22 protein-coding genes are annotated in these 21,204 nt (G+C 62.3%); 2 read left to right on the forward strand and 20 right to left on the reverse strand.

The window, feature by feature from the left end; genetic code table 11:
* The 11 genes from ACIU1A_RS11700 to ACIU1A_RS11750 all read right to left on the reverse strand — a co-directional run bounded on the left by ACIU1A_RS11700 (position 1) and on the right by ACIU1A_RS11750 (position 11,707).
* Positions 1-867: a carbohydrate ABC transporter permease gene (locus ACIU1A_RS11700; RefSeq protein ID WP_140498792.1), complete on the reverse strand. Its 867-nt coding sequence runs from the start codon at positions 865-867 to the stop codon at positions 1-3.
* On the reverse strand, positions 868-1,935 hold the full coding sequence (locus ACIU1A_RS11705) for an ABC transporter ATP-binding protein (protein ID WP_140498794.1): 1,068 nt from the start codon (positions 1,933-1,935) through the stop codon (positions 868-870).
* Between the two features lie 10 nt (positions 1,936-1,945).
* The gene (locus ACIU1A_RS11710; protein ID WP_140625088.1) at positions 1,946-3,025 is read right to left on the reverse strand and encodes an ABC transporter ATP-binding protein; all 1,080 of its coding nucleotides are present in this window, start codon (positions 3,023-3,025) and stop codon (positions 1,946-1,948) included.
* A gap of 36 nt (positions 3,026-3,061) precedes the next feature.
* The gene (gene glpD, locus ACIU1A_RS11715) at positions 3,062-4,588 is read right to left on the reverse strand and encodes a glycerol-3-phosphate dehydrogenase (RefSeq protein ID WP_140498798.1); all 1,527 of its coding nucleotides are present in this window, start codon (positions 4,586-4,588) and stop codon (positions 3,062-3,064) included.
* Between the two features lie 124 nt (positions 4,589-4,712).
* Positions 4,713-5,480: a DeoR/GlpR family DNA-binding transcription regulator gene (locus ACIU1A_RS11720; protein ID WP_140515319.1), complete on the reverse strand. Its 768-nt coding sequence runs from the start codon at positions 5,478-5,480 to the stop codon at positions 4,713-4,715.
* A 128-nt stretch (positions 5,481-5,608) separates the two neighbouring features.
* On the reverse strand, positions 5,609-7,018 hold the full coding sequence (locus ACIU1A_RS11725; RefSeq protein WP_404927344.1) for a pyridoxal phosphate-dependent decarboxylase family protein: 1,410 nt from the start codon (positions 7,016-7,018) through the stop codon (positions 5,609-5,611).
* 98 nt (positions 7,019-7,116) lie between these two features.
* The gene (locus ACIU1A_RS11730; protein WP_404927345.1) at positions 7,117-7,848 is read right to left on the reverse strand and encodes a peptidase; all 732 of its coding nucleotides are present in this window, start codon (positions 7,846-7,848) and stop codon (positions 7,117-7,119) included.
* A 135-nt stretch (positions 7,849-7,983) separates the two neighbouring features.
* On the reverse strand, positions 7,984-8,778 hold the full coding sequence (locus ACIU1A_RS11735; protein ID WP_404927346.1) for a transglutaminase domain-containing protein: 795 nt from the start codon (positions 8,776-8,778) through the stop codon (positions 7,984-7,986).
* Positions 8,779-8,785: 7 nt separating this feature from the next.
* Positions 8,786-9,727: an alpha-E domain-containing protein gene (locus ACIU1A_RS11740; protein WP_404927347.1), complete on the reverse strand. Its 942-nt coding sequence runs from the start codon at positions 9,725-9,727 to the stop codon at positions 8,786-8,788.
* Positions 9,728-9,887: 160 nt separating this feature from the next.
* The gene (locus ACIU1A_RS11745; RefSeq protein WP_181165357.1) at positions 9,888-11,300 is read right to left on the reverse strand and encodes a circularly permuted type 2 ATP-grasp protein; all 1,413 of its coding nucleotides are present in this window, start codon (positions 11,298-11,300) and stop codon (positions 9,888-9,890) included.
* Positions 11,301-11,470: 170 nt separating this feature from the next.
* The gene (locus ACIU1A_RS11750) at positions 11,471-11,707 is read right to left on the reverse strand and encodes an Lrp/AsnC family transcriptional regulator (RefSeq protein WP_010909609.1); all 237 of its coding nucleotides are present in this window, start codon (positions 11,705-11,707) and stop codon (positions 11,471-11,473) included.
* Positions 11,708-11,971: 264 nt separating this feature from the next.
* Between ACIU1A_RS11750 and ACIU1A_RS11755 the strand changes: the two genes are divergently transcribed.
* On the forward strand, positions 11,972-12,391 hold the full coding sequence (locus ACIU1A_RS11755) for a DUF4864 domain-containing protein (protein WP_404927348.1): 420 nt from the start codon (positions 11,972-11,974) through the stop codon (positions 12,389-12,391).
* A gap of 4 nt (positions 12,392-12,395) precedes the next feature.
* Here ACIU1A_RS11755 and tgt read toward each other — a convergent pair whose 3' ends face one another.
* The 7 genes from tgt to coaD all read right to left on the reverse strand — a co-directional run bounded on the left by tgt (position 12,396) and on the right by coaD (position 16,973).
* Positions 12,396-13,526: a tRNA guanosine(34) transglycosylase Tgt gene (gene tgt / locus ACIU1A_RS11760; protein ID WP_404927349.1), complete on the reverse strand. Its 1,131-nt coding sequence runs from the start codon at positions 13,524-13,526 to the stop codon at positions 12,396-12,398.
* On the reverse strand, positions 13,519-13,788 hold the full coding sequence (locus ACIU1A_RS11765; protein WP_404927350.1) for a hypothetical protein: 270 nt from the start codon (positions 13,786-13,788) through the stop codon (positions 13,519-13,521). Before ACIU1A_RS11765 ends, tgt begins: the two co-directional genes overlap by 8 nt.
* A complete protein-coding gene (gene queA / locus ACIU1A_RS11770; RefSeq protein WP_404927351.1) occupies positions 13,778-14,866 on the reverse strand; it encodes a tRNA preQ1(34) S-adenosylmethionine ribosyltransferase-isomerase QueA in 1,089 nt (362 codons plus the stop codon). The genes ACIU1A_RS11765 and queA overlap by 11 nt, the downstream gene beginning before the upstream one ends.
* The gene (locus ACIU1A_RS11775) at positions 14,866-15,315 is read right to left on the reverse strand and encodes a DMT family transporter (protein WP_140515312.1); all 450 of its coding nucleotides are present in this window, start codon (positions 15,313-15,315) and stop codon (positions 14,866-14,868) included. Before ACIU1A_RS11775 ends, queA begins: the two co-directional genes overlap by 1 nt.
* A 12-nt stretch (positions 15,316-15,327) precedes the next feature.
* The gene (locus tag ACIU1A_RS11780; protein ID WP_140525351.1) at positions 15,328-15,840 is read right to left on the reverse strand and encodes a peptidylprolyl isomerase; all 513 of its coding nucleotides are present in this window, start codon (positions 15,838-15,840) and stop codon (positions 15,328-15,330) included.
* A 27-nt stretch (positions 15,841-15,867) separates the two neighbouring features.
* The gene (locus tag ACIU1A_RS11785; protein ID WP_224518951.1) at positions 15,868-16,362 is read right to left on the reverse strand and encodes a peptidylprolyl isomerase; all 495 of its coding nucleotides are present in this window, start codon (positions 16,360-16,362) and stop codon (positions 15,868-15,870) included.
* A gap of 110 nt (positions 16,363-16,472) precedes the next feature.
* Entirely contained in the window at positions 16,473-16,973 is a 501-nt protein-coding gene (gene coaD / locus ACIU1A_RS11790) for a pantetheine-phosphate adenylyltransferase (protein WP_404927352.1), read from the reverse strand.
* A 194-nt stretch (positions 16,974-17,167) separates the two neighbouring features.
* On the opposite strand from coaD, the gene ACIU1A_RS11795 reads away from it, so the two are divergent.
* Positions 17,168-17,320, forward strand: a complete 153-nt coding sequence (locus tag ACIU1A_RS11795; RefSeq protein WP_140498827.1) for a hypothetical protein — start codon at positions 17,168-17,170, stop codon at positions 17,318-17,320.
* A gap of 67 nt (positions 17,321-17,387) precedes the next feature.
* Here the strand turns inward: ACIU1A_RS11795 and gyrA are convergent, their stop codons facing one another.
* On the reverse strand, positions 17,388-20,186 hold the full coding sequence (gyrA, locus tag ACIU1A_RS11800) for a DNA gyrase subunit A (protein ID WP_140729210.1): 2,799 nt from the start codon (positions 20,184-20,186) through the stop codon (positions 17,388-17,390).
* A gap of 183 nt (positions 20,187-20,369) precedes the next feature.
* Positions 20,370-21,200, reverse strand: a complete 831-nt coding sequence (locus tag ACIU1A_RS11805) for a helix-turn-helix transcriptional regulator (protein ID WP_404927904.1) — start codon at positions 21,198-21,200, stop codon at positions 20,370-20,372.
* Positions 21,201-21,204: the final 4 nt, after the last annotated feature.

Raw genomic sequence — 21,204 nt, forward strand, 5'->3', positions numbered from 1 at the left:
TCAGCGTTCCGCGTCGTAGTTGGTCATCACGGTGTAGAACACCCACGACAACAACAGGATGATCAGGAAGTAGACCAGCGACATCGCCGCCGCCGGACCGAGGTCGAACTGTCCGAGCGCGGTCTTGACGAGGTCGATCGACAGGAAGGTCGTCGAATTGCCCGGACCGCCGCCGGTGACGACGAAGGGCTCGGTGTAGATCATGAAACTGTCCATGAAACGCAGCAGCACCGCGATCAGAAGCACGCGCTTCATCTTCGGCAACTGGATGTAGCGGAACACCGCCCAGCGCGAGGCGCCATCGATCTTGGCCGCCTGGTAGAAGGCGTCGGGGATCGAGACCAGGCCGGCATAGCAGAGCAGCACGACGAGGCTGGTCCAGTGCCAGACGTCCATGATGATGACGGTGACCCAGGCGTCGAACGGATCCTGCACGTAATTGTAGTCGATGCCGAGCGCGTTGACGTAATAGCCGAGCAGGCCGATATCGTTGCGGCCGAACACCTGCCAGATCGTGCCGACGACATTCCACGGGATCAAGAGCGGCAGCGCCATCAGCACCAGGCAGACCGGCACGCCCCAGCCCTTTTTGGGCATGTTGAGGGCAATGAAGATGCCGAGCGGCACTTCGATCGCCAGGATGATGAAGGAGAAGATCAGGTTGCGCACCATGGCTTCCCAGAAGCGATCGGAATGCAGCAACTCCTCGAACCATTCGGTCCCCGCCCAGAAGAAGACGTTATTGCCGAACGTGTCCTGTACCGAGTAGTTGACGACGGTCATCAGCGGGATAACGGCCGAGAACGCCACCAGCACGAGCATCGGCAGCACGAGGAACCAGGCCTTGTTGTTCCAGGGCTTTTCCATTTACGCCCCCATCTCGACACGCCAGGAATCGGCATAGATGTTGATGCCGGCTGGGTCGAACCGCACTTTTGGATCGGCGGGAACGGTTTCGTCCTCGCCGATGACGGCGGCGATCTCGCGGCCTTCCAGACTGGCGCGCACGACCTTGTGGCGGCCCACATCCTCGACCTTGCTGACGTGGACGGCCATGCCATCGCGGCCGAGCCTGACATATTCAGGACGGATGCCGAGTTCGACGACGCCGCTTCCGGCCTTCGGCGCGCCTGGCAATTGGATGCGCTGGGAACCAAGCGTCGCTGTCTTGCCATCGATCGCTACCGGCATGACGTTCATGCCGGGCGAGCCGATGAAGTAGCCGACGAAGGTGTGGCGCGGCCGCTCGAACAGCTCGGCCGGCGTGCCGATCTGCACGATACCGCCATCATACATGACCACCACCTGGTCGGCGAAGGTCAGCGCCTCTGTCTGGTCGTGCGTAACATAGACCATGGTGTAGCCGAAGCGGCGGTGAAGCTGCTTCAACTGCGAGCGCAGCACCCACTTCATGTGCGGGTCGATGACGGTCAGCGGCTCGTCGAACAGGATCGCATTGACATCCGAGCGCACCAGTCCGCGGCCGAGCGAGATCTTCTGCTTCTGGTCGGCGGTCAGGCCCCTCGCCTTCTTCCTGGCCCAGTCTGCCAGGTCGATCATGTCGAGCGTCTCGCGCACCTTGCGGTCGACGTCGGCCTCCGGAACGCCGCGGTTGCGCAGCGGGAAAGCTAGGTTGTCGTAGACGGTCATCGTGTCGTAGATGACCGGGAACTGGAACACCTGCGCGATGTTGCGCTCCTGCGTCGACAGTCTCGTGACATCCCTGCCGTTGAACAGCAATTGGCCGTGCGAGGGGTGGAGCAGGCCGGAAATGATGTTGAGCAGCGTGGTCTTGCCGCAGCCGGATGGGCCTAGCAGCGCATAGGCGCCACCGTCCTCGAAAGTGTGGTGCACCTCCCGCAGTGCGAAATCCGCATCGGTACGCGGGTTCGGCAGATATGAGTGCCTGACATGGTTGACGTCGATGCGCGCCATCGTTTTCTCCTCAGGCCGCCAGCTTTGCCGCGGCCACGGCGACGCCGTGTTGGTCGAAAACCATGATGTGACGCGGGTCGATGAACACTTCGACCACTTCGTCGGTCTCGAAATCGCGGATGCCATGGGTCAGCATCACCCAGCGCGCGTCGGCGAAATCAAGATGGATGAAACTTTCCGAGCCGGTGATCTCGGTGATGGTGACCTTTGCCCGCACCGGCACGGCACTCGCATCCGGCCGCTCGAGCGACAGATGGTGCGGCTGGAAGCCGATCGTGTAATTGCCGTCGGCAATGCCGACAAGTTCCGGCGGCACCGGCAGCTTGACGCCGCCCTCCAGGAGGAAATCGGGCCCGTTCTTGGCCAGCACGATCGTGTTGAGCGGCGGATCGGCGAAGGTCCTGGCCGTCACCAGGTCGACCGGTTTGCGGAACACCTCGATGGTCGGGCCGAACTGGGTGATGCGGCCTTGCGACAGCGTCGCCGTATTGCCGCCGAGCAGCAGCGCCTCGTGCGGTTCGGTCGTGGCATAGACGAAGATGGTACCGGCGGCGGCGAAGATCCTCGGCAGTTCTGCGCGCAATTCCTCGCGCAGCTTGTAGTCGAGATTGGCGAGCGGCTCATCGAGCAGCACCAGGCTTGCATTCTTGACGATGGCGCGCGCCAGTGCGGTGCGCTGTTGCTGGCCACCGGACAGGCTGAGCGGCGTGCGGTCCAAATAGGGCGTCAGCTTGAGCAGGGCAGCGGCTTCCCGCACCTGACTGTCGATCCTGGCCTTCTCGACGCCCGCTACCCGCAATGGCGAAGCGATGTTTTCGTAGACGCTCATCGCGGGGTAGTTGATGAACTGCTGGTAGACCATGGCGATCTTGCGCTTTTGAACAGGCTGTCCGGTGACGTCCTTGCCGTCGAACCAGACCGAGCCGGAAGTCGGCGCGTCGAGGCCGGCCATCAGCCGCATCAGGCTGGTCTTGCCGGACAGCGTCGGCCCGAGCAGCACGTTCAGCGAGCCATGCTGGAGCGTCAGCGACACGTCGCGGATATGCTCCACCGCGCCGACCGTCTTGGTGACGTTCCTCAGTTCCAGCATGATGCCTCCTCCCAGGCCGTGTGCATCAGCAGCCCTTCATTCCGCGGCCGCGACGTGGCGGCGGCTTATGCCGCGCATGAATTCATCCAACGCCGCCGTCTGCTCGCGGCTGAAATGCAGGCCGCGCTTGGTCCGGCGCCACAGCACATCTTGCGATGTGACGGCCCATTCGTTCTCGACGAGGTAGCGCACCTCGGCCTCGTAAAGGTCGGCGCCGAAATTGCGGCCGAGATCGGCATTCGATTTGGCAAGGCCAAGCAACATCTGCGCGCGCGTGCCGTAGAGCCGCGTGAGCCGACGTGCCAAACGCTGGTCGAGAAAGGGATAGGCGCTCTTCAGCCTCGCCACTTGCGCATCAAAACCGGTCGCCGCGAAATCGCCGCCCGGCAGCGGCGCATTTGCCGTCCACGGCTTGCCGCGCCTGCCGAGAAAGCCTTCGATCTTCTCCAGCATAGATTCCGACAGCCGGCGATAAGTGGTGATCTTGCCGCCGAACGTGTTGACGATCGGGGCTGTGCCCTCGCCGCCATCGGCCTTCAGCACATAGTCGCGTGTCGCCTCCTGCGCCTTGGAAGCGCCATCGTCATAGAGCGGACGCACGGCCGAATAGGTCCAGACGATATCCGAGCGCTTGACGGGTTGGGCGAAATACTCGCTTGCCGCCGCGCAGAGATAGTCGATCTCGGTGTCGCTGATCTTCACGTCGTGCGGATCGCCGGGGTAGTCCTGGTCGGTGGTGCCGATCAGCGTGAACTCGTCCTCGTAAGGAATGGCGAAGATGATGCGGCCATCCTTGTTCTGGAAGAAATAGGCGCGTGGATCGTCGAATTTCTTCGCGATGACGATGTGACTGCCCTGCACGAGACGGACATTGTGCACATCGTTGAGGCCGACGACGCCGGAAAGCACATGATCGACCCAGGGGCCGGCGGCATTGACCAGCAGCCGCGCCTTGACCTCTTCGGTCTCGCCGGTCCGCAGATTTTCGATCCTGATCGTCCACAGCCCGCCTTCGCGGCGCGCCCCGACCACCTTGGTGCGGGTGCGGATGGTCGCGCCCCGGTCGGCGGCGTCACGCGCGTTCAGCGTCACCAGCCGCGCATCGTTGACCCAGCCGTCGGAATATTCGAAGGCCTTCTTGAACAATGGTTTCAATGGCTTGCCGGCAGGGTCGGTGGCCATGTCCAGGGTCCTGGTCGCCGGCAGCAATTTGCGCCCGCCAATATGATCGTAAAGGAAAAGGCCGAGCCTGATCAGCCAGGCCGGACGCAGGCCCTTGGCATAGGGCAGCACGAAGCGCATCGGCCAGATGATGTGCGGCGCGTTCTTCCACAGTACCTCCCGTTCCATCAGCGCTTCGCGCACCAGGCGGAATTCGTAGAATTCGAGATAACGCAGGCCACCATGGATCAGCTTGGTCGAGCCTGAGGAGGTTCCGCTGGCGAGATCGTCCATCTCGGCCAGAAATACCGAAAACCCGCGGCCGGCGGCATCACGGGCAATGCCGCAGCCATTGATGCCACCGCCTATGACGAAAATGTCACGGATCGAAGATGCGTCCACCAATTCCTCCAGCGATTTCGCATTGCACCATTTGGCTCTTTTGCGAAACCGTGGCGGAATTATTTCGAACTCATAACGAATGTCAAACGAAATATCACAAGCTCGTGAAAGCGCTGCAACGTCCTCAATCGAGCGAGGTTTCGATCAGTTGAACCTCGGCCTCCTGGCAGATCTTGCGCACCGAGGGGATATCGCAGCGGTCGGTGATGAAGGTGTTGACCTGCGACAGATGGCCGATGCGAACCGGTGCCGTGCGCTCGAATTTGGTCCGGTCGGAGACCAGGATGACGTGCCTGGCATTGGCGATAATGGCTTGCGCGACCTTGACCTCGCGGAAATCGAAATCGAGCAAGGCGCCGTCATGGTCGATCGCCGAGGCGCCGATGACGGCGTAGTCGACTTTGAACTGCCTGATGAAATCCACCGCCGCCTCGCCGACGACGCCGCCATCCGAGCCGCGAACCACCCCGCCCGCGATCACCACCTCGATCGAAGGATAGATGCGCATCCTGTTGGCAACATTGATGTTATTGGTGATGACCATGAGGCCGCTGTGATCCAGCAGCGCCTTGCTGACCGACTCCGTCGTGGTGCCGATATTGATGAACAACGAGGCGTTGTCCGGAATCAGCCTGGCGGCCGCGCTGCCGATCGCCTCCTTCTCCTCGGCGGCGATCTTGCGCCTGGCTTCGTATTCCATGTTCTCGATGCCGGAAGGAAACAAGGCGCCGCCATGGATGCGCGACAGCAACCGCTGGTCGCAAAGATCGTTGAGGTCCTTGCGGATGGTCTGCGGCGTGACGTTGAAGTGGGTGGCCAGATCGTCGACCAGAACGCGGCCGTGATCCTTGGCCATTTGGACGATTTCGGCATGGCGCGGCGACAGATACATCTGAAGACCTTTTGCTTTCGTTTTTCTTGATCATAGACGAAAACGAAAGCAATGAAAAGGCGTAAGCCGGCTAATGGAAACCGCATGATAGCAAAGGCAAACTTGGTCGCAGTTCCGACTCAGCAGCCTCAGGTTAATCCGCGCGCGATTTCGGTGATGGCGGCAAAAGCCGAATCGACATCCGCCGCGGTCGCCTCGAACTGGCCGACCTGGAAGCGGATGGCGACGCGCCCGTTCACCCTGGTCTGTGTCAGGTAGATGCGTCCGTCATCATTGATCGCATTGACAAGCCGGAGATTGTGCTCGTCGGCATCGGCTCCCTCCGCCTTGTGCCGGAACGAAAACAGCGACAGCATCGGCTCGGTGACGATCTCGAAATCCGGCTCGTCGGCCAGGCGCGCTGCCAGGCCTTCGCTCCAGGCGACGTGGTTGCGGATCATCGTGCGCAGGCCTTCCAGTCCATAGGCACGCAGCAGGAACCACAGTTTCAGCGCGCGGAAGCGGCGGCCGAGCGGCACCGACCATTCGGAATAGTTGATGATGCCGTCATGACCGTGCGTCTTCAGATAATCCGGCTTGATGGCGAGCGTCCTGACATGGCTTTCGGGGTCGCGCAGGAACTGGATCGAGCAGTCGAACTGCGCGCCCAGCCATTTATGCGGGTTGAAGACGATAGAATCCGCCTGCTCCACACCGGCCCAGAAATGCCGGTATTCCGGGCAGATCATCGCCGATCCCGCCCAGGCGGCATCCACGTGAAGATGGGCCCCGTGGCGTTTGGCGATCGCGGCGACGCCGGCGATCTCGTCGGTGCCACCGGTGCTGGTGCCACCGACGCAGGCGATGATACCCGCGGGCAGCAAGCCTGCCTTCTTGTCAGCGACGATCGCCGCCTCGAGGGCCGCTATGTCCATGGCGCGAAAGCGGCCGGCGACCGGAATGCGCACGAGATTGTCCTCACCGATGCCGGCCACCCAGATCGCCCGGTCGATCGAAGTATGCACCTGATCCGACGAATAGATGCGCAACCGCGCCTGCCCCGTCAGGCCCCTTTTGTTGCCTTGCCAGTCGAGCGCGCGTTCGCGCATCGTCAGCACCGCCGCCAGCGTCGCCGAGGAGGCAGAATCCTGGATGACGCCAGAAAAACCTTCCGGCAGGCCGAGTGCCTGGCGCATCCAATCGACAGTCCTCGTTTCGAGCTCCGTCGCCGCCGGCGACGTCTGCCACAGCATGCACTGCGCGGCCATCGCAGAGACCAGATACTCAGCCACCACAGAAACTGGTGCCGCGTTGGCCGGAAAATAGGCGAAGAAGCGGGGATGCTGCCAATGCGTCATGCCCGGCACGATCTTCTCCTCGAAATCGGCGAAGATCCTGTCCATCGGCTCCGCGTCTTCGGGCGGCGACGCTTCTATGCTCCTGAATATGTCGCCGGGCTCGACCAGCGGCCGCACCGGGCGCTGGCGCAGCGTTTCACGGTAGTCGGCGCCCCAGTCGGCGGCCCGCCGCGACCATTGCCGGAAATCGTCACTGTTCATCCTGTCCTCCCGACATGATCGCTTCACCGGCGCCCTTCGCCCGGTTTTCAAAAACGACTGTTAAACGTTTGCAACCAGCGGAGAAATCCGGCGCGTCCTTATCCCGGAAAATCCGGCAGACTGGCAAACGCCGTCTTCAAGGCGCTCGACCATCCCTCGGAGATCGTGCGGTAGTACGGGTCGTCATGACCGATCCGTTTCTCCAACCCGACCTGGAAGGCATCCTTTTCCAGGAAAAGCAGATCCAGCGGCAGCCCGACCGACAGGTTCGACTTCAGCGTGGAATCGAACGACACCAGAAGCAGCTTCACGGTCTCCGCGAGACTCATAGACCGCTCATAGGCGCGGATGATGATCGGCTTGCCGTATTTGGTCTCGCCGATCTGGAAAAAGGGCGTGTCATCCGTCGATTCGATGAAATTGCCCTCGGGATAGATCATGAACAGGCGCGGGGCGCTGCCCTTTATCTGGCCGCCCAGGATGAAGGAGGCGTTGAAGTAGGAATCGGCCTTGTCGCCGGCGGGCGAGGAATGGGCGATGACGTCCTTGACGGTTTCGCCGACCAGCCGCACCGTCTGGTACATCGACGGCGTTTCGAGCACTGCCGCGTGCCGGTCGCCAACCGCCTTGGTGCGCTCGTCAAGCACGCTGATCACGGCTTGCGTCGTCGCCAGATTGCCGGCCGACATCAGCACGATGACGCGCTCACCGGGGTCTTCCCAGACATGCATCTTCTTGAAGATGGAGATCGAGTCCATGCCGGCATTGGTGCGCGTGTCCGACATGAACACGAGCCCGCGATCGATCTTGAGGCCGACGCAATAGGTCATGGTTTACTCTTCCGGCAGCGAACCCTAAAAACCGCGTCGCGTCGGAACGGATCCATTTGACGCGCTTAGTCTTTGTTTTCATGCATATCGTCACCCCAAACCAAGGTGGCGTTTTGGACGACATGCATCGGGTGATTACTGCTCCACCGTGACGGTGACGGCAAGCCGCTCTTGCGCCTGTCCCAGCAAAATCCCCGAAACCGGCGACGCATCGCGATAGTCGCGCCCCGTCGCCACTCTCACATAGCGCTCATCAGGAGAGATACCGTTGGAGGGGTCGAAGGCAACCCAGCCGAGGCCCTGAACATGCGCTTCGGCCCAGGCATGGCTTGCCGCCTGCTCGATGGCAGCGTCCATCATCAGATAGCCGCTGACATAGCGTGCCGGGAAACCCATGGCGCGGGCGGTGGCGGCAAAGATATGGCTATGATCCTGGCAGACCCCGCTTTTCAGCGCGAGGGCCTCTTCAGCCGGGGTCGTCGCATTGGTGGTGCCCGGCGCATAGGCGACCCGCTCGGAGATGATAGCCATCAGACGGTGCAGTCTTTCGATATCGGTGCCCTTGCCGACTGTCTCGGCGAGTGCGCGAATGCCATCGCCGATCATGGTCAAAGGCGTCTCCTGTGCGAACAGCCAGAGCGGCGCGAACCCCTGATGCGGCCCACAAACCCCCGATGTATCGCGCGTCACCACCTCGCCTGACGCCTCGACCGTAATGAAATCACGCTCACCCTCGACGCTCAACAATCGGGTGTCATTGCCGTAGTGGTCGGCAAATCGCACTTCCTCGCGCGCGCCTTCTACCTTCAGGGCCCAGGACAGCACGGTCTGCGTGCGCCCGCTCACCGGAAGCAGCCGCAGCCGCTGCAGCAGGTACTGCACCGGTGCGTCGTAACGGTATTCGGTCCGATGGGTGATCTTGAGCCGCATGGCCTCCTCAATAGAACCTGTAATCCTGCGCGATCTCGTCGCCGAGCCTGGTGTTGTCGCGAATGAAGCCGGCAAGGAATTCATGCAGGCCGGCGTCGAAAATATCCTTGATCGAGCCTGCCCGCAGCATGGCCTGGGTTTTTTCCGCCGTCGCATGGCAGGCATGGCGCTCGCCATAGTCGTCGCCGAGAAACTTCAGGTGCTCGGCCAGGAAGCGATAGCAGAAGGTCAGCGATCGCGGCATGCGCACATTGAGGATCAGGTAGTCGGCGATGTTGGTCGGCTTGTAGTCGGCGTCGTAGACCCAGCGGTAGGAACGGTGCGCCGATACCGAGCGCAGGATCGATTCCCACTGGTAATTGTCGAGCGTCGAGCCGACCCAGGAGATCGACGGCAAGAGCACGTAGTACTTCACGTCGAGGATACGCGCCGTATTGTCGGCGCGCTCGACATAGGTGCCGAGCTGCGAGAAATCGAAGATCTCGTTGCGCAGCATGGTGCCGTAGAACGAGCCGCGGATCAGTGCCGTTTCGCGCTTGATCGCATCGAGCACGTTTGGCAGGTCACGCTCGTCGATCCGCCTTGCCAGCATGCGTTTCAGCGCCATCCAAGCCTCGTTGATGCTTTCCCAGGTCTCGCGCGTCAGCGCGGTGCGCACCATGCGGGCATTGTGGCGTGCCGTCTCGATCGACGACATCGTGCTCGACGGGTTCGACGTGTCGCGCAACAGGAAGTCGGCTACATCGGCCGCCGTATAGTCCTGATACTTCTGCGTGTAGGCGACGTCGGAGCCGGCGCTGAGCAGCACCGAATTCCACTCTTCCGACGCGCTCTGCGTGCGCGTCAGCGCCATGCGCAGGCCCGCATCGACCAGGCGCGCCATGTTTTCCGCACGCTCGATATAGCGGTTCATCCAGTAGAGCCCGTTGGCGGTACGGCCGAGAAGCATGGAGTGGCCCTTCGGGCTAGTGAGTAGGGAATAGTGAGTAGCGAGTAGGGAATGTTCGAGTTTCGATTGGATACGGCATTGTTCTGTCCCCTCTGATACCAACTACTGCCTACTGCCTACTGCCTACTGCCTACTGCCTACTGCCTACTGACTACTCATCTCAATCATCCAGCACCCAGGTATCCTTCGTGCCGCCGCCTTGCGAGGAATTGACCACCAGAGAGCCCTCCTTAAGCGCGACGCGCGTTAGCCCGCCCGGCACGATCTGGATGCGGTCGGAGACCAGCACATAGGGTCTCAGATCGACATGGCGCGGCGACAGGCCCTTTTCGGTCAGGATCGGACAGGTCGAGAGCGCCAACGTCGGCTGGGCGATGTAATTGGACGGCTTGGCCTGCAGCTTCTTGGCGAAATCCTGGCATTCGTTCTTGGTCGCCGCCGGTCCGACCAGCATGCCATAGCCGCCTGAACCGTGCACTTCCTTGATCACCAGCTCATCGATGTGTTCGAGTACATATTTCAGGCTGTCCGGCTCCGAACAGCGCCAGGTCGGAATATTGCCGAGGATCGCCTTGCGGCCGGTGTAGAATTCGACGATCTCGGGCATGTAGGAATAGATCGCCTTGTCGTCGGCGATACCGGTTCCCGGCGCATTGGCGATCGTGATGTTGCCGGCCCGGTAGACATCCATGATGCCAGGCACGCCGAGCGCGGAGTCCGGCCGGAAAGTCAGCGGATCGAGGAAGGCATCGTCCACCCGGCGATAGAGCACGTCGATCTGCTTGTAGCCTTCGGTCGTGCGCATCGCGACATGACCGTCCACCACGCGCAAATCCTGCCCCTCGACCAGTTGCACCCCCATCTGATCGGCCAGGAAGGCATGTTCGAAATAGGCGGAGTTGTAGCTGCCGGGCGTCAGCACGGCGATGGTCGGCGTGCCCTTGGCGTTCTGCGGCCGCACCGCCGCCAGCGACTGGCGCAAAAGCTGCGGATAGTTCTCCACCGGCCGCACCTTGATCTGTTGGAACAGCTCGGGGAAGAGCTGCATCATCGTCTCGCGGTTTTCCAGCATGTAGGAAACGCCCGATGGGGTGCGCGCATTGTCCTCCAGCACGTAGAACTCGTTTTCGCTGATGCGCACGATGTCGACGCCGATGATGTGGGTGTAGACGCCGGCGGGCGGCCTGACCCCGATCATCTCGGGCAGGAAGGCTTCGTTCCTGGCGATCAGGTCACGGGGAACGCGTCCGGCCCGCAGGATTTCCTGGCGGTGGTAGATATCGTCGAGAAAGGCGTTCAGCGCCTGCACGCGCTGCTCGATGCCTTGCGTGAGGCGGCGCCACTCATTGCCAGAAATGATGCGCGGAACGATGTCGAAGGGGATAAGCCGCTCGGAGGCTTCCTGCTCGCCATAGACGGCGAAGGTGATGCCGGTCTTGCGGAAGACGCGTTCGGCGTCCTGCATTTTCTCGGTAAGCCTGGCCGGGTCCTGCTCTTTCAGCCAGCGATCGTAAGCCGAATACGGTCTTCTAAGTCCGGAGACCTCCGGAAGCATTTCATCGAACGCTGCCAATCGCATACTCCCCTGTGACGCCATTTCACTGGCGCCGCCGGAGAAAATCAAGCGCAATCGGTGATTTGAGGGATGCGGACGATCAGTATGTCGCCCCTGCCTAAAATTGAGGCAGCTGAAATATGAGCTTGGTCAGGCTTTGCCTCATGCCCGGGCAACGGGTTCCGACGCTAGAAGGCGCGAAAAGTGACGACGGTGAACGTGTCCTTGATGCCGGGGAGAATCTGCACCTTCTCGTTGACGAAGTGGCCGACATCCTCCTCGTCGTCGACATAGAACTTGGCGAGCAGATCGTAATTGCCGGCAGTGGAGTAGATTTCCGAGGCGATCTCGGCATCGGCGAGCGCGCTGGCAACCTCATACGACTTGCCCAGTTCGCATTTGATCTGCACGAAAAACGCCTTCATGGCTCCGCCCTGCTAAACGTCCAATCCAAGCGGCCCTTCTGGCAGACTGGAGGCGGGCTTTCAAGCGCTGGAACGGTACTTAGCCCGTTCGAGCGTTGGCCACGCCTCCCGCAATTCCGCCAAGGCTGCCTGGACTTCGTCGCGCGACAACACTGAATATTCGCCGCCGGTGAAACCCTGAAGCGCCACCAATCGTATGTTAGGATGCCTGCACGGGCAGGATTTTTCGAAAGGCAAGTTCTCGAAAGACAAGGGAAACAGGCTATGCGCCGCACGCTTTTCGCATTCGCATTCCTTCCTCTCCTCCTGCCCTTGTCGGCGTTTGCCGGCGAGGCTGAGATCAAGGCGGCGCAAGCGGCCATTGACGGCCAGCTGAAAGCGTTCCTCGCCGACGACGGCGTCACCGCCTACAGCTTCGCCGCACCGAACGTGAAGCGGATCTTCCCGACCGTCGACACCTTCATGAACATGGTGACCAACGGCTACGCGCCGGTGCGCAACCCACGGAGCTACTCGTTCGGCAAGGTCGAGGAGACGGGTCCGACCTCGATCATCCAGCAGGTGCTGATCGTCGGCCCTGACGGCAAGGACTATGAAGCTGTCTACACGTTGGAGCGACAGCCCGACGGCAAGTTCCAAATCACCGGCTGCAGCCTGCGCGCGTCGAATTCGCTGAGCACCTGAACCGTTACAGCGCCGGGATATCGCCCCTCGCCCAGCCCTCGGTAATTTCGGCAGCGCGTGCCTCGAAAGTGCCGGTCTCTATCGCCGCGCGTATGTCCTGCATCAGCTTCTGATAATAGGACAGATTGTTCCAGGTCAGAAGCATCGCACCGAGTGCCTCTTGCGAGCGCACGAGATGGTGCAGATAGGCGCGGGAATAATCGCGTGCCGCCGGGCAGTCGCTTTCCTCATCGAGGGGTCGCGGATCGTCGGCATGGCGGGCGTTGCGCAGATTGACCTTGCCGCGCCTTGTATAGGCAAGCCCATGCCGGCCGGCCCGCGTCGGCATCACGCAGTCGAACATGTCGATGCCGCGCGCCACCGATTTCAAGATGTCGTCCGGCGTGCCGACCCCCATGAGATAGCGGGGTTTGTCATCAGGCAGTTCCGGGCAGGTGATGTCGAGCATGTCGAGCATGACCGCCTGCGGTTCACCGACGGCAAGACCGCCAACCGCATAGCCTTTCAGATCCATCGCGCTCAGCGCTTGCGCAGAACGCACGCGCAAATCCGCATTGTCGCCGCCTTGCACGATGCCGAACATCGCCTTCCCGGGCTGGTCGCCGAACGCCGTCTTGCAGCGCTCGGCCCAGCGCAGCGACAATTCCATGGCGCGCTCGATTTCCTTGAGCGCAGCCGGCAGCGCCGTGCATTCGTCGAGTTGCATCTGGATGTCTGAATCGAGCAGGCCCTGGATCTCGATCGAACGCTCCGGCGACATTTCATAGGGTGCGCCATCGATATGGGAGCGGAAGGTGACGCCCTTCTCGGTTAATTTCCGAAGCTTCGACAGCGACATCACCTGGAAGCCACCGCTGTCGGTCAGGATTGGATGCGGCCAGCGGGCGAATTCGTGCAGGCCGCCAAGCTTCGCCACGCGTTCGGCGCCGGGCCGCAGCATCAGATGGTAGGTATTGCCCAGGATGATATCGGCGCCGACGCCGCGCACCTGATCCATGTACATCGTCTTGACCGTGCCGCCGGTGCCGACCGGCATGAAGGCGGGCGTGCGGATTTCGCCGCGCGGCATGCTGATCAAGCCGCGCCGCGCCTTGCCTTCGGTCGCCAGCACCTTGAAGGTGAACGTCTCAGCCATTGAATTCCTTGTCGTGTGCCGGTGTGCCCGGAGCCTGTTCGTCCAGCGACTGGCGATACTGGATGCAGCCGCGCATGAATTTTGGCCAGGGCGGCACGGCGATTGCCGGATCGATCTTCTCGGGCAGCAGGTCCCACAAATCGGGATGATGCCAGCAAAGATCATGCCCCGATGCATCGCGATGCTGGCGAATGCCGGCGCGCAATTTTTTGACTTCGGCGATCAAACTGTCGCGGTCCAGCCTGTCGAGGTCATCGTCCATCGCTCATCTCCGCTCGATACAGCAGGCTTGCATCTCCGTAGGAGTAGAATCTGTAATCGTGCTCAATGGCATGCGCATAGGCGGCGCGCATCGTCTCGAGGCAGCTGAAGGCCGAAACCAGCATGAACAACGTCGAACGCGGCAGATGGAAATTGGTCATCAGCATGTCGGCGGTGCGAAAACGGTAGCCGGGCGTGATGAAGATGTCGGTCGGGCCGGACCATGCAGCCAGCACGCCATCCTCTCGCGCGGCGCTTTCCAGCAGGCGCAGCGAGGTCGTACCGACGGCAATGACGCGCCCGCCCCTCGCCTTTGCCGCATTCAATGCGTCGGCAGTTGCCTCGCTGACCGAGCCGATCTCCGCATGCATCTTGTGGTCGGCGGTGTCGTCCGCCTTCACCGGCAGGAACGTGCCGGCGCCGACATGGAGCGTGACGAAGCGGCGCTCGATGCTCTTGGCGTCGAGCGCGGCAAACAGCTCCGGCGTGAAATGTAGGCCCGCCGTGGGTGCTGCGACGGCGCCTTCCTCCCGGGCATAGATGGTCTGGTAGTCGGCCCGGTCGCGCTCGTCGTCGTCGCGCTTCGAGGCGATATAGGGCGGCAGTGGGATGTGGCCGACCGCATGCAGCGCCTCGTCGAGGAAAGGGCCCGACAGGTCGAAGCCGAGCAGCGCCTCGCCCGCCTCGCCCTTTTCGATCACCGTGGCGTCAAGCTGGCCGAGGAAGCATGAATTGCCGTCATGGCCGAAATGGATGCGGTCGCCGACGGCAACGCGCTTGCCCGGCCGCATGAAAGCCAGCCAACGGTCCGGCGCCATCCGCATGTGCAATGTGGCTTCGACCTGCGCCGCCGCCTCGCCGCGCCGCCTGATACCTTTGAGTTGCGCCGGGATGACCTTGGTGTCGTTGAAGACCAGCACGTCGCCAGCCTGGAGCAGGGAAGGCAGCTCGCGGACCGCCCGGTCCGAAAACCCCTCGCCCGGCCTGACCACCAGCATCTTTGCGCTGTCTCGCGGCTCTGCCGGGCGAAGCGCGATACGCTCTTCCGGAAGGTCGAAATCGAACAGATCGACACGCATCAGAAGAGCCTGATAAGCAACGCCCCGGCCAGAAGCAGCACCGCGCCGGCCACGCGGCCGAGCGAGATTTCGCGAACCGCGACGCCGAGGAATCCGACGCGGTCGATCAGCATGCCCGCCAGCAACTGGCCCGCCACCAGGAACGCCATCAGCGCGGCGGCGCCGATGCGTGGCGTCAGGATGGTGGACAGTGTGACGTAGAAGCCGCCCAGCATGCCGCCGGCGATGAACAGCCACGGCGCGGGCGCCTTCCAGTCGAGCGAGATGCCTTGCAGCCTCACCACCGCGACGGCAATGATGCCGAGCACGATGGCGCCCGACAGGAACGAAAACGCGGCAGCCGCGACCGGGAGCCCCAGGCCGCGCGCCAACTGCGAATTGATCGGCGCCTGAATGGCAATGAAGGCGCCGGACAAGATGCCGAGAAGCGACCAGACGACGCCCATCATTGTCCTGTCGCCTTACTTGACGTCGGCCGCGACCTTCAGCGACACGATCTTGTCGGGATCCTGCACGGGCTCGCCGCGCTTGATCTTGTCGACATTGTCCATGCCTTCGATGACCTGGCCCCAGACCGTGTACTGGCGATTGAGGAAGGCTGCATCGTCGAAGCAGATGAAGAACTGCGAATTGGCCGAGTTCGGATTCTGCGAGCGCGCCATCGAGCAGGTGCCGCGGCCGTGGTTGGCATTGGAGAATTCGGCCTTGAGATCCGGCTTGTCGGAACCGCCCATGCCAGCGCGAGAAGGCGCGAAAGAGGGCTTGCTCGAATTGCCGAACTTGACGTCGCCGGTCTGCGCCATGAAGCCCTCGATGACGCGGTGGAAGACCACGCCGTCATAGGCACCTTCGCGGGCCAGTTCCTTGATGCGGGCGACATGGCCGGGCGCCAGGTCGGGAAGCATTTCGATGACGACCTTGCCCTTGGTCGTTTCCATGATGAGCGCGTTTTCGCGATCCTTGATGTCGGCCATGTCTGATATCCTTTTCAAAAAACAGAACTATTTGTCGGCGGCGATGCGCACCTTGATCATCCGGTCGGGATCCGTGACCGTGCCGTTGTCGGCCTCGTCGCCCTTCTTGATGTGGTCCACCAGTTCCATGCCGCTGACGACATTACCCACGATCGTGTACTGGCCGTCGAGCGGCGGCGCCGGCGCAAACATGATAAAGAATTGCGAATTTGCGGAGTTCGGATCCTGCGAGCGTGCCATGCCGACCACGCCGCGCTTGTAGTGCTCGGTCTGCGAGAATTCCGCCGGCAGGTCCGGCAGGTCGGAGCCGCCGGTGCCGACAGCCTGGGCGTTGAAGCCCTTGTTCATGTTGCCGAATTTGACGTCGCCTGTCTGCGCCATGAAGCCGTCGATGACGCGGTGGAAGGCGACGTTGTCATAGGCATGCTCACGCACCAGCTTCTTGATCTGCGCGACATGCTTGGGCGCGAGATCGGGACGCAGCGCGATGGTCACGTCGCCGTCCTTCAACGTTATGATCATGGTGTTTTCCGGGTCGGCGGCATAGGCCGAGGCCGATGCGGTCACGAGACCGGCAAGCACGACGAGGAACGAGGCGAGCTTTTTCAGCTGCATGGTCTTCTCCGAGAAACCTATTTTGCGAATTTAGCGGTGAGCGCACCGGCGACCGCGGCCGGCACGAAAGGGCGGATGTCGCCGGCCATCGAGGCAATCTGGCGGACAAGTGTGGCGGTAATGGTTCTGACCGAGGGGCTGGCGGGCAGAAAAACCGTTTGCAGCTCAGGCGCCATCGTTTCGTTCATGCCGGCCATCTGCATCTCGTAGTCGAGATCGGTGCCGTCGCGCAGGCCGCGGATCATGATTGAGGCCCCCTGTTTCCTGGCCGCATCGATGACCAGCCCGTCGAAGGCGACCACCTTGATGCGTGTGCCGTCGCGGCCGAATTCGGCCTTGGTCGCGGCCTCGATCAGTTCGACCCGTTCCTCGAAGGAAAACAGCGGCTTCTTGCCGGGATGGATACCGATCGCCGCATAGACGATGTCCGCCACGGCCAGCGACGCCTTCAGCACGTCGAGATGGCCGTTGGTCAACGGGTCGAAGGAGCCGGCATAAAGGGCGATGCGCTCGGTCATGCCGGTGCTTCTAACGGGCGCGCGGACGGAAGGCAAATCTCATTGATGCGATCCCCTTGAACCTTTTTGCAGGGATGAACGACAGATGAATGCGCCGATCACGAACGCTTCACGCAGCGTTCACTACCTTGCCCCTTTAAGAAGATGAAACCAAAGTCCCATGTAAGCGTTGTAGAGCGCAGGAGAACACGCACATGCTGATCTACATGCTCGCCACTGCAATGACCGTCGCCATGCTGATCGCCACTGTATTCGGGCTGCATCAGGAGGCCCAGCGCGTCCGCATCAAGACCAACGCCAAACGCTTCGAAGGGTTCGGCCCCCGCAAGCCTCACCGTCACTATTGAGTTAGCCTGAATTTGTTGCGACGCGCCGGCCGATTGGCCGGCGTTGCCATGTCTGGCCAATCCAGACTTATTGCGTATCATCCGGGCCGGCATCCGCCGCCGGATCGATCTCGGCACCAACCTCGACGATTTCTTCCTCGTCCGATTGCGGCTCGGAAATCCGCTCGACCGAAACCACCTTCTCGCCTTCCGCCGTGTTGAAAATGGTCACGCCCTTGGTGGCGCGGCTGGCGAAGCGGATGCCATTGACCGGCACTCGGATGACGGTACCGCCGTCGGACACCAGCATGATCTGGTCGTCATTGCCGACCGGGAAGGTCGCCACCAGCCTGCCGATCTCGGCCGTCTTCGACACGTCGGTGGCCCGAATGCCCTTGCCGCCGCGTCCGGTCAGACGGAAATCATAGGACGATGAGCGCTTGCCATAGCCGTATTCCGTCACCGTCAGCACGAACTGCTCATGCGCCTTGAGGAACTCGTAGCGCTCGTCCGACAGCTCCGCCTCCTCGCCTACCTCTTCGTTGGTCAAGGCGATCTCTTCCTCCTCGCCTGCCGGGATGCCGGCGGCCAGGCGCCGTTCGGCCACCACGCGCTTCAGATAGGCGGCGCGTTCGGCCGGCGGCGCATCGACATGCTCGATGACGGCCATCGAAATGACGCGATCGGTTTCGGCCATGGCAATGCCGCGCACGCCGACCGAGTTGCGGCTCTGGAAGACGCGCACATCGCCGACGGAAAAGCGGATGCACTGGCCGGAGCTGGCGGTCAGAAGCACGTCGTCATTGTCGGTGCATGTCTCGACGCCGAGGATCTCGTCGCCCTCTTCCTCCAGCTTCATGGCGATCTTGCCGTTACGGTTGACCTGGACGAAGTCGGAGAGCTTGTTGCGGCGCACCGTGCCGCGCGTGGTGGCGAACATCACGTCGAGCTCGCCCCAGCTCGTCTCATCTTCCGGCAACGGCATGATTGTGGTGATGCGCTCGCCCTGCTCCAGCGGCAGCATGTTGATCAGCGCCTTGCCGCGCGACTGCGGATTGCCGATCGGCAGTCGCCAGACCTTCTCCTTGTAGACGATGCCGCGCGAGGAGAAGAACAGCACCGGCGTGTGCGTGTTGGCCACGAACAGGCGGGTGACGAAATCCTCTTCCTTGGTCGACATGCCCGAGCGGCCCTTGCCGCCGCGGCGTTGCGCCCGGTAGAGCGACAATGGCACGCGCTTGATGTAGCCGGAATGGCTCACCGTCACGACCATGTCCTCGCGCTGAATCAGGTCCTCGTCTTCCATATCCGCGCCGCCTTCGCTCAGCTCGGTGCGGCGCGGCGTGCCGAATTCGTCGCGCACGGCCGCGAGCTCGTCTTTGACGATCTGCTGGACACGGGCGCGGGACGACAGGATATCGAGATAGTCGACGATCTCGGCGCCGATCGTGTTCAACTCGTCGGCGATTTCGTCGCGGCCGAGAGCCGTCAGGCGCTGCAGGCGCAACTCCAGGATCGCGCGCGCCTGTTCCTCGGACAGATTGTAGGTGCCGTCCTCGTTGATGCGGTGGCGCGGGTCGTCGATCAGGAGGATCAGAGATTCGACGTCGCCGGACGGCCAGCGCCGCTCCATCAACTGCTCGCGCGCCGTCTGCGGGTCCGGCGCGGTGCGGATCAGCTTTATCACTTCATCGATGTTGGCGACGGCGATTGCGAGGCCGACCAGCACGTGGGCCCGGTCGCGCGCCTTGCGCAGCAGGAACTTCGTGCGCCGGGTAACCACCTCCTCGCGGAAGGACACGAATGCCCTCAGCATATCGGTCAGCGTCAGCAGTTCGGGCTTGCCGCCATTCAGCGCCACCATGTTGGCGCCGAAAGAGGTTTGCAGCGGCGTGAAGCGATAGAGCTGGTTGAGGATGACGTCGGCCACGGCGTCGCGCTTCAGCTCGACGACGACCCGATAGCCCTGGCGGTCGCTCTCGTCGCGAATGTCGGAAATGCCCTCGATGCGCTTGTCGCGCACCAGTTCGGCCATCTTCTCGATCATCGACGATTTGTTCACCTGGTAGGGAACCTCGGTGATGATGATCGATTCGCGGTCATTGCCGCGGGCCTCGATGTTGACCTTCCCGCGCATGACGATGGAGCCGCGGCCGGTCGAATAGGCGCTATAGATGCCGGAGCGGCCGAGCACGATGCCGCCGGTCGGGAAATCCGGCCCCGGAATGATTTCCATCAGCGCCGGCAGGTCAATGGCCGGATTGTCGATGATCGCGATCGCGGCGTTGCAGACTTCGCCCAGATTGTGCGGCGGGATGTTGGTGGCCATGCCGACGGCGATGCCGCCCGAGCCATTGACCAGCAGATTGGGAAAGCGCGCCGGCAGAACCTTCGGCTCGCTGCCGGAAGCATCGTAAGTGTCCTGGAAATCGACCGTATCCTTGTCGATATCCTCCAGCAGTTCATGCGCGACCTTGGTCAGCCGCGACTCGGTGTAGCGCATGGCCGCCGGCGGATCGCCGTCGATCGAGCCGAAATTGCCTTGCCCGTCGATGAGCGGCACGCGCAGCGACCAGTCCTGCGCCATGCGCACCAGGGCGTCATAGATAGAGGCATCGCCATGCGGATGGTATTTACCCATCACGTCGGCGACCGGGCGCGCCGACTTCACATATTTGCGGTTCCAGTGATAGCCGCTCTCATGCGCGGCGAAGAGAATGCGGCGATGCACCGGCTTCAGGCCGTCGCGCACGTCGGGCAGCGCGCGGCTGACGATCACGCTCATGGCGTAATCGAGATAAGAGCGCTGCATCTCCTCGATGATCGAAATCGGCTCGATGCCGGTGGGGCCGCCGTCGGCGCCGCGCGGTGTTTTTTGGTCGGTCAAATCGGATCACAATCTAAACAGGAATCACTTGCCGTATATATAGGAAGAGCGGCCGAAACTCCAATGTCGACGGCACTTTTCCAGTGTCGATTTTGGCGGTGATTTCAAAAGGATACCGGTGATTGCGACGATATGGCCGATGTGCTTTTCGGAGCCGTCGACGCAAAGGCCCGCCATCTCGTGTTAGCGGCGGCCCGCGCGGCGGGCGCGATAGCCGCCGGGCGTCTCGCCCATTTCGCGCCGGAAGCGGCGATTGAAGGTCGAAAGGTCCCCGAAGCCGGCCTCGAAGGCGACCGTCGAGATGGCCTCGTCGGAAATGCGGAGCCGCACCGCCGCCCGGTGCAGCCTGGTCCTCAGCAGAAACCGGTAAGGGGTCATTCCGGCAATCTGCCGGAATGTGCGCAGGAAATGATACGGACTGGTCGCCGTCTCCCGCGCCAGCACGGCCAGCGAAAGTGGCTGATCGGCATCGATCTCGATACGCCGAACCGCCGCCGCGACCCGTTTCTGGTCGCGGCGGCTGGGTGTCCGCGTCATCTTGGTGTGCCCTGAGCTTGCGGCGACAGCCGCGCCGGCAATGCGCAAGCCGAGTTCCTCGAAAGCAGCGGTTTCGGCCATATCGCGCGCGGCCTCCGCTTCGGCCAGCAGCGGCATCAGCATCGGCAGTGGCGGCAACCTTGGCGCCTCGAAGGCCAGCATTCTGGCGCCTGGTACGTTCTCAACGATCCGTTCCATATAAGCCGGAGCAAAATGGAAGGAGAGGCAGCGGTCGCCGGCGCCGTGCTCGTGGCCGCATTCGTAGCATGTGCCGGGATTGCCAAGCAGCACCGCACCTGGCGCGAGCATCGCGGTGCCCTGGCTGGCGCGATAGCGGAAGGTGCCGCTGGTCACCGCGGCGACGCAGAACGTCCGGTGCTCCTCCTCGAACGGCCGGTCGCCGGCGCCGGCCGTGCACACCACGTCCGACACCTGCCAGCCTGGCCCCGAGGCAATGATCCTGTCGCTCGTCGTCATAGCC

Source organism: Mesorhizobium maamorense (assembly GCF_044998965.1).
In the GTDB taxonomy this organism is placed as follows: Bacteria; Pseudomonadota; Alphaproteobacteria; order Rhizobiales; family Rhizobiaceae; genus Mesorhizobium.

Excerpts from the sequence above, each read along its gene's own strand:
- ACIU1A_RS11700 (WP_140498792.1), bottom strand. The coding sequence starts at position 867 with ATGGAAAAGCCCTGGAACAACAAGGCCTGGTTCCTCGTGCTGCCGATG.
- ACIU1A_RS11705 (WP_140498794.1), bottom strand. The coding sequence starts at position 1,935 with ATGGCGCGCATCGACGTCAACCATGTCAGGCACTCATATCTGCCGAAC.
- ACIU1A_RS11710 (WP_140625088.1), bottom strand. The coding sequence starts at position 3,025 with ATGCTGGAACTGAGGAACGTCACCAAGACGGTCGGCGCGGTGGAGCAT.
- ACIU1A_RS11720 (WP_140515319.1), bottom strand. The coding sequence starts at position 5,480 with ATGTATCTGTCGCCGCGCCATGCCGAAATCGTCCAAATGGCCAAGGAT.
- ACIU1A_RS11725 (WP_404927344.1), bottom strand. The coding sequence starts at position 7,018 with ATGAACAGTGACGATTTCCGGCAATGGTCGCGGCGGGCCGCCGACTGG.
- ACIU1A_RS11730 (WP_404927345.1), bottom strand. The coding sequence starts at position 7,848 with ATGACCTATTGCGTCGGCCTCAAGATCGATCGCGGGCTCGTGTTCATG.
- ACIU1A_RS11735 (WP_404927346.1), bottom strand. The coding sequence starts at position 8,778 with ATGCGGCTCAAGATCACCCATCGGACCGAATACCGTTACGACGCACCG.
- ACIU1A_RS11740 (WP_404927347.1), bottom strand. The coding sequence starts at position 9,727 with ATGCTTCTCGGCCGTACCGCCAACGGGCTCTACTGGATGAACCGCTAT.
- ACIU1A_RS11750 (WP_010909609.1), bottom strand. The coding sequence starts at position 11,707 with ATGAAGGCGTTTTTCGTGCAGATCAAATGCGAACTGGGCAAGTCGTAT.
- ACIU1A_RS11755 (WP_404927348.1), top strand. The coding sequence starts at position 11,972 with ATGCGCCGCACGCTTTTCGCATTCGCATTCCTTCCTCTCCTCCTGCCC.
- tgt (WP_404927349.1), bottom strand. The coding sequence starts at position 13,526 with ATGGCTGAGACGTTCACCTTCAAGGTGCTGGCGACCGAAGGCAAGGCG.
- ACIU1A_RS11765 (WP_404927350.1), bottom strand. The coding sequence starts at position 13,788 with ATGGACGATGACCTCGACAGGCTGGACCGCGACAGTTTGATCGCCGAA.
- queA (WP_404927351.1), bottom strand. The coding sequence starts at position 14,866 with ATGCGTGTCGATCTGTTCGATTTCGACCTTCCGGAAGAGCGTATCGCG.
- ACIU1A_RS11775 (WP_140515312.1), bottom strand. The coding sequence starts at position 15,315 with ATGATGGGCGTCGTCTGGTCGCTTCTCGGCATCTTGTCCGGCGCCTTC.
- ACIU1A_RS11780 (WP_140525351.1), bottom strand. The coding sequence starts at position 15,840 with ATGGCCGACATCAAGGATCGCGAAAACGCGCTCATCATGGAAACGACC.
- ACIU1A_RS11785 (WP_224518951.1), bottom strand. The coding sequence starts at position 16,362 with ATGATCATAACGTTGAAGGACGGCGACGTGACCATCGCGCTGCGTCCC.
- coaD (WP_404927352.1), bottom strand. The coding sequence starts at position 16,973 with ATGACCGAGCGCATCGCCCTTTATGCCGGCTCCTTCGACCCGTTGACC.
- ACIU1A_RS11795 (WP_140498827.1), top strand. The coding sequence starts at position 17,168 with ATGCTGATCTACATGCTCGCCACTGCAATGACCGTCGCCATGCTGATC.
- ACIU1A_RS11805 (WP_404927904.1), bottom strand. The coding sequence starts at position 21,200 with ATGACGACGAGCGACAGGATCATTGCCTCGGGGCCAGGCTGGCAGGTG.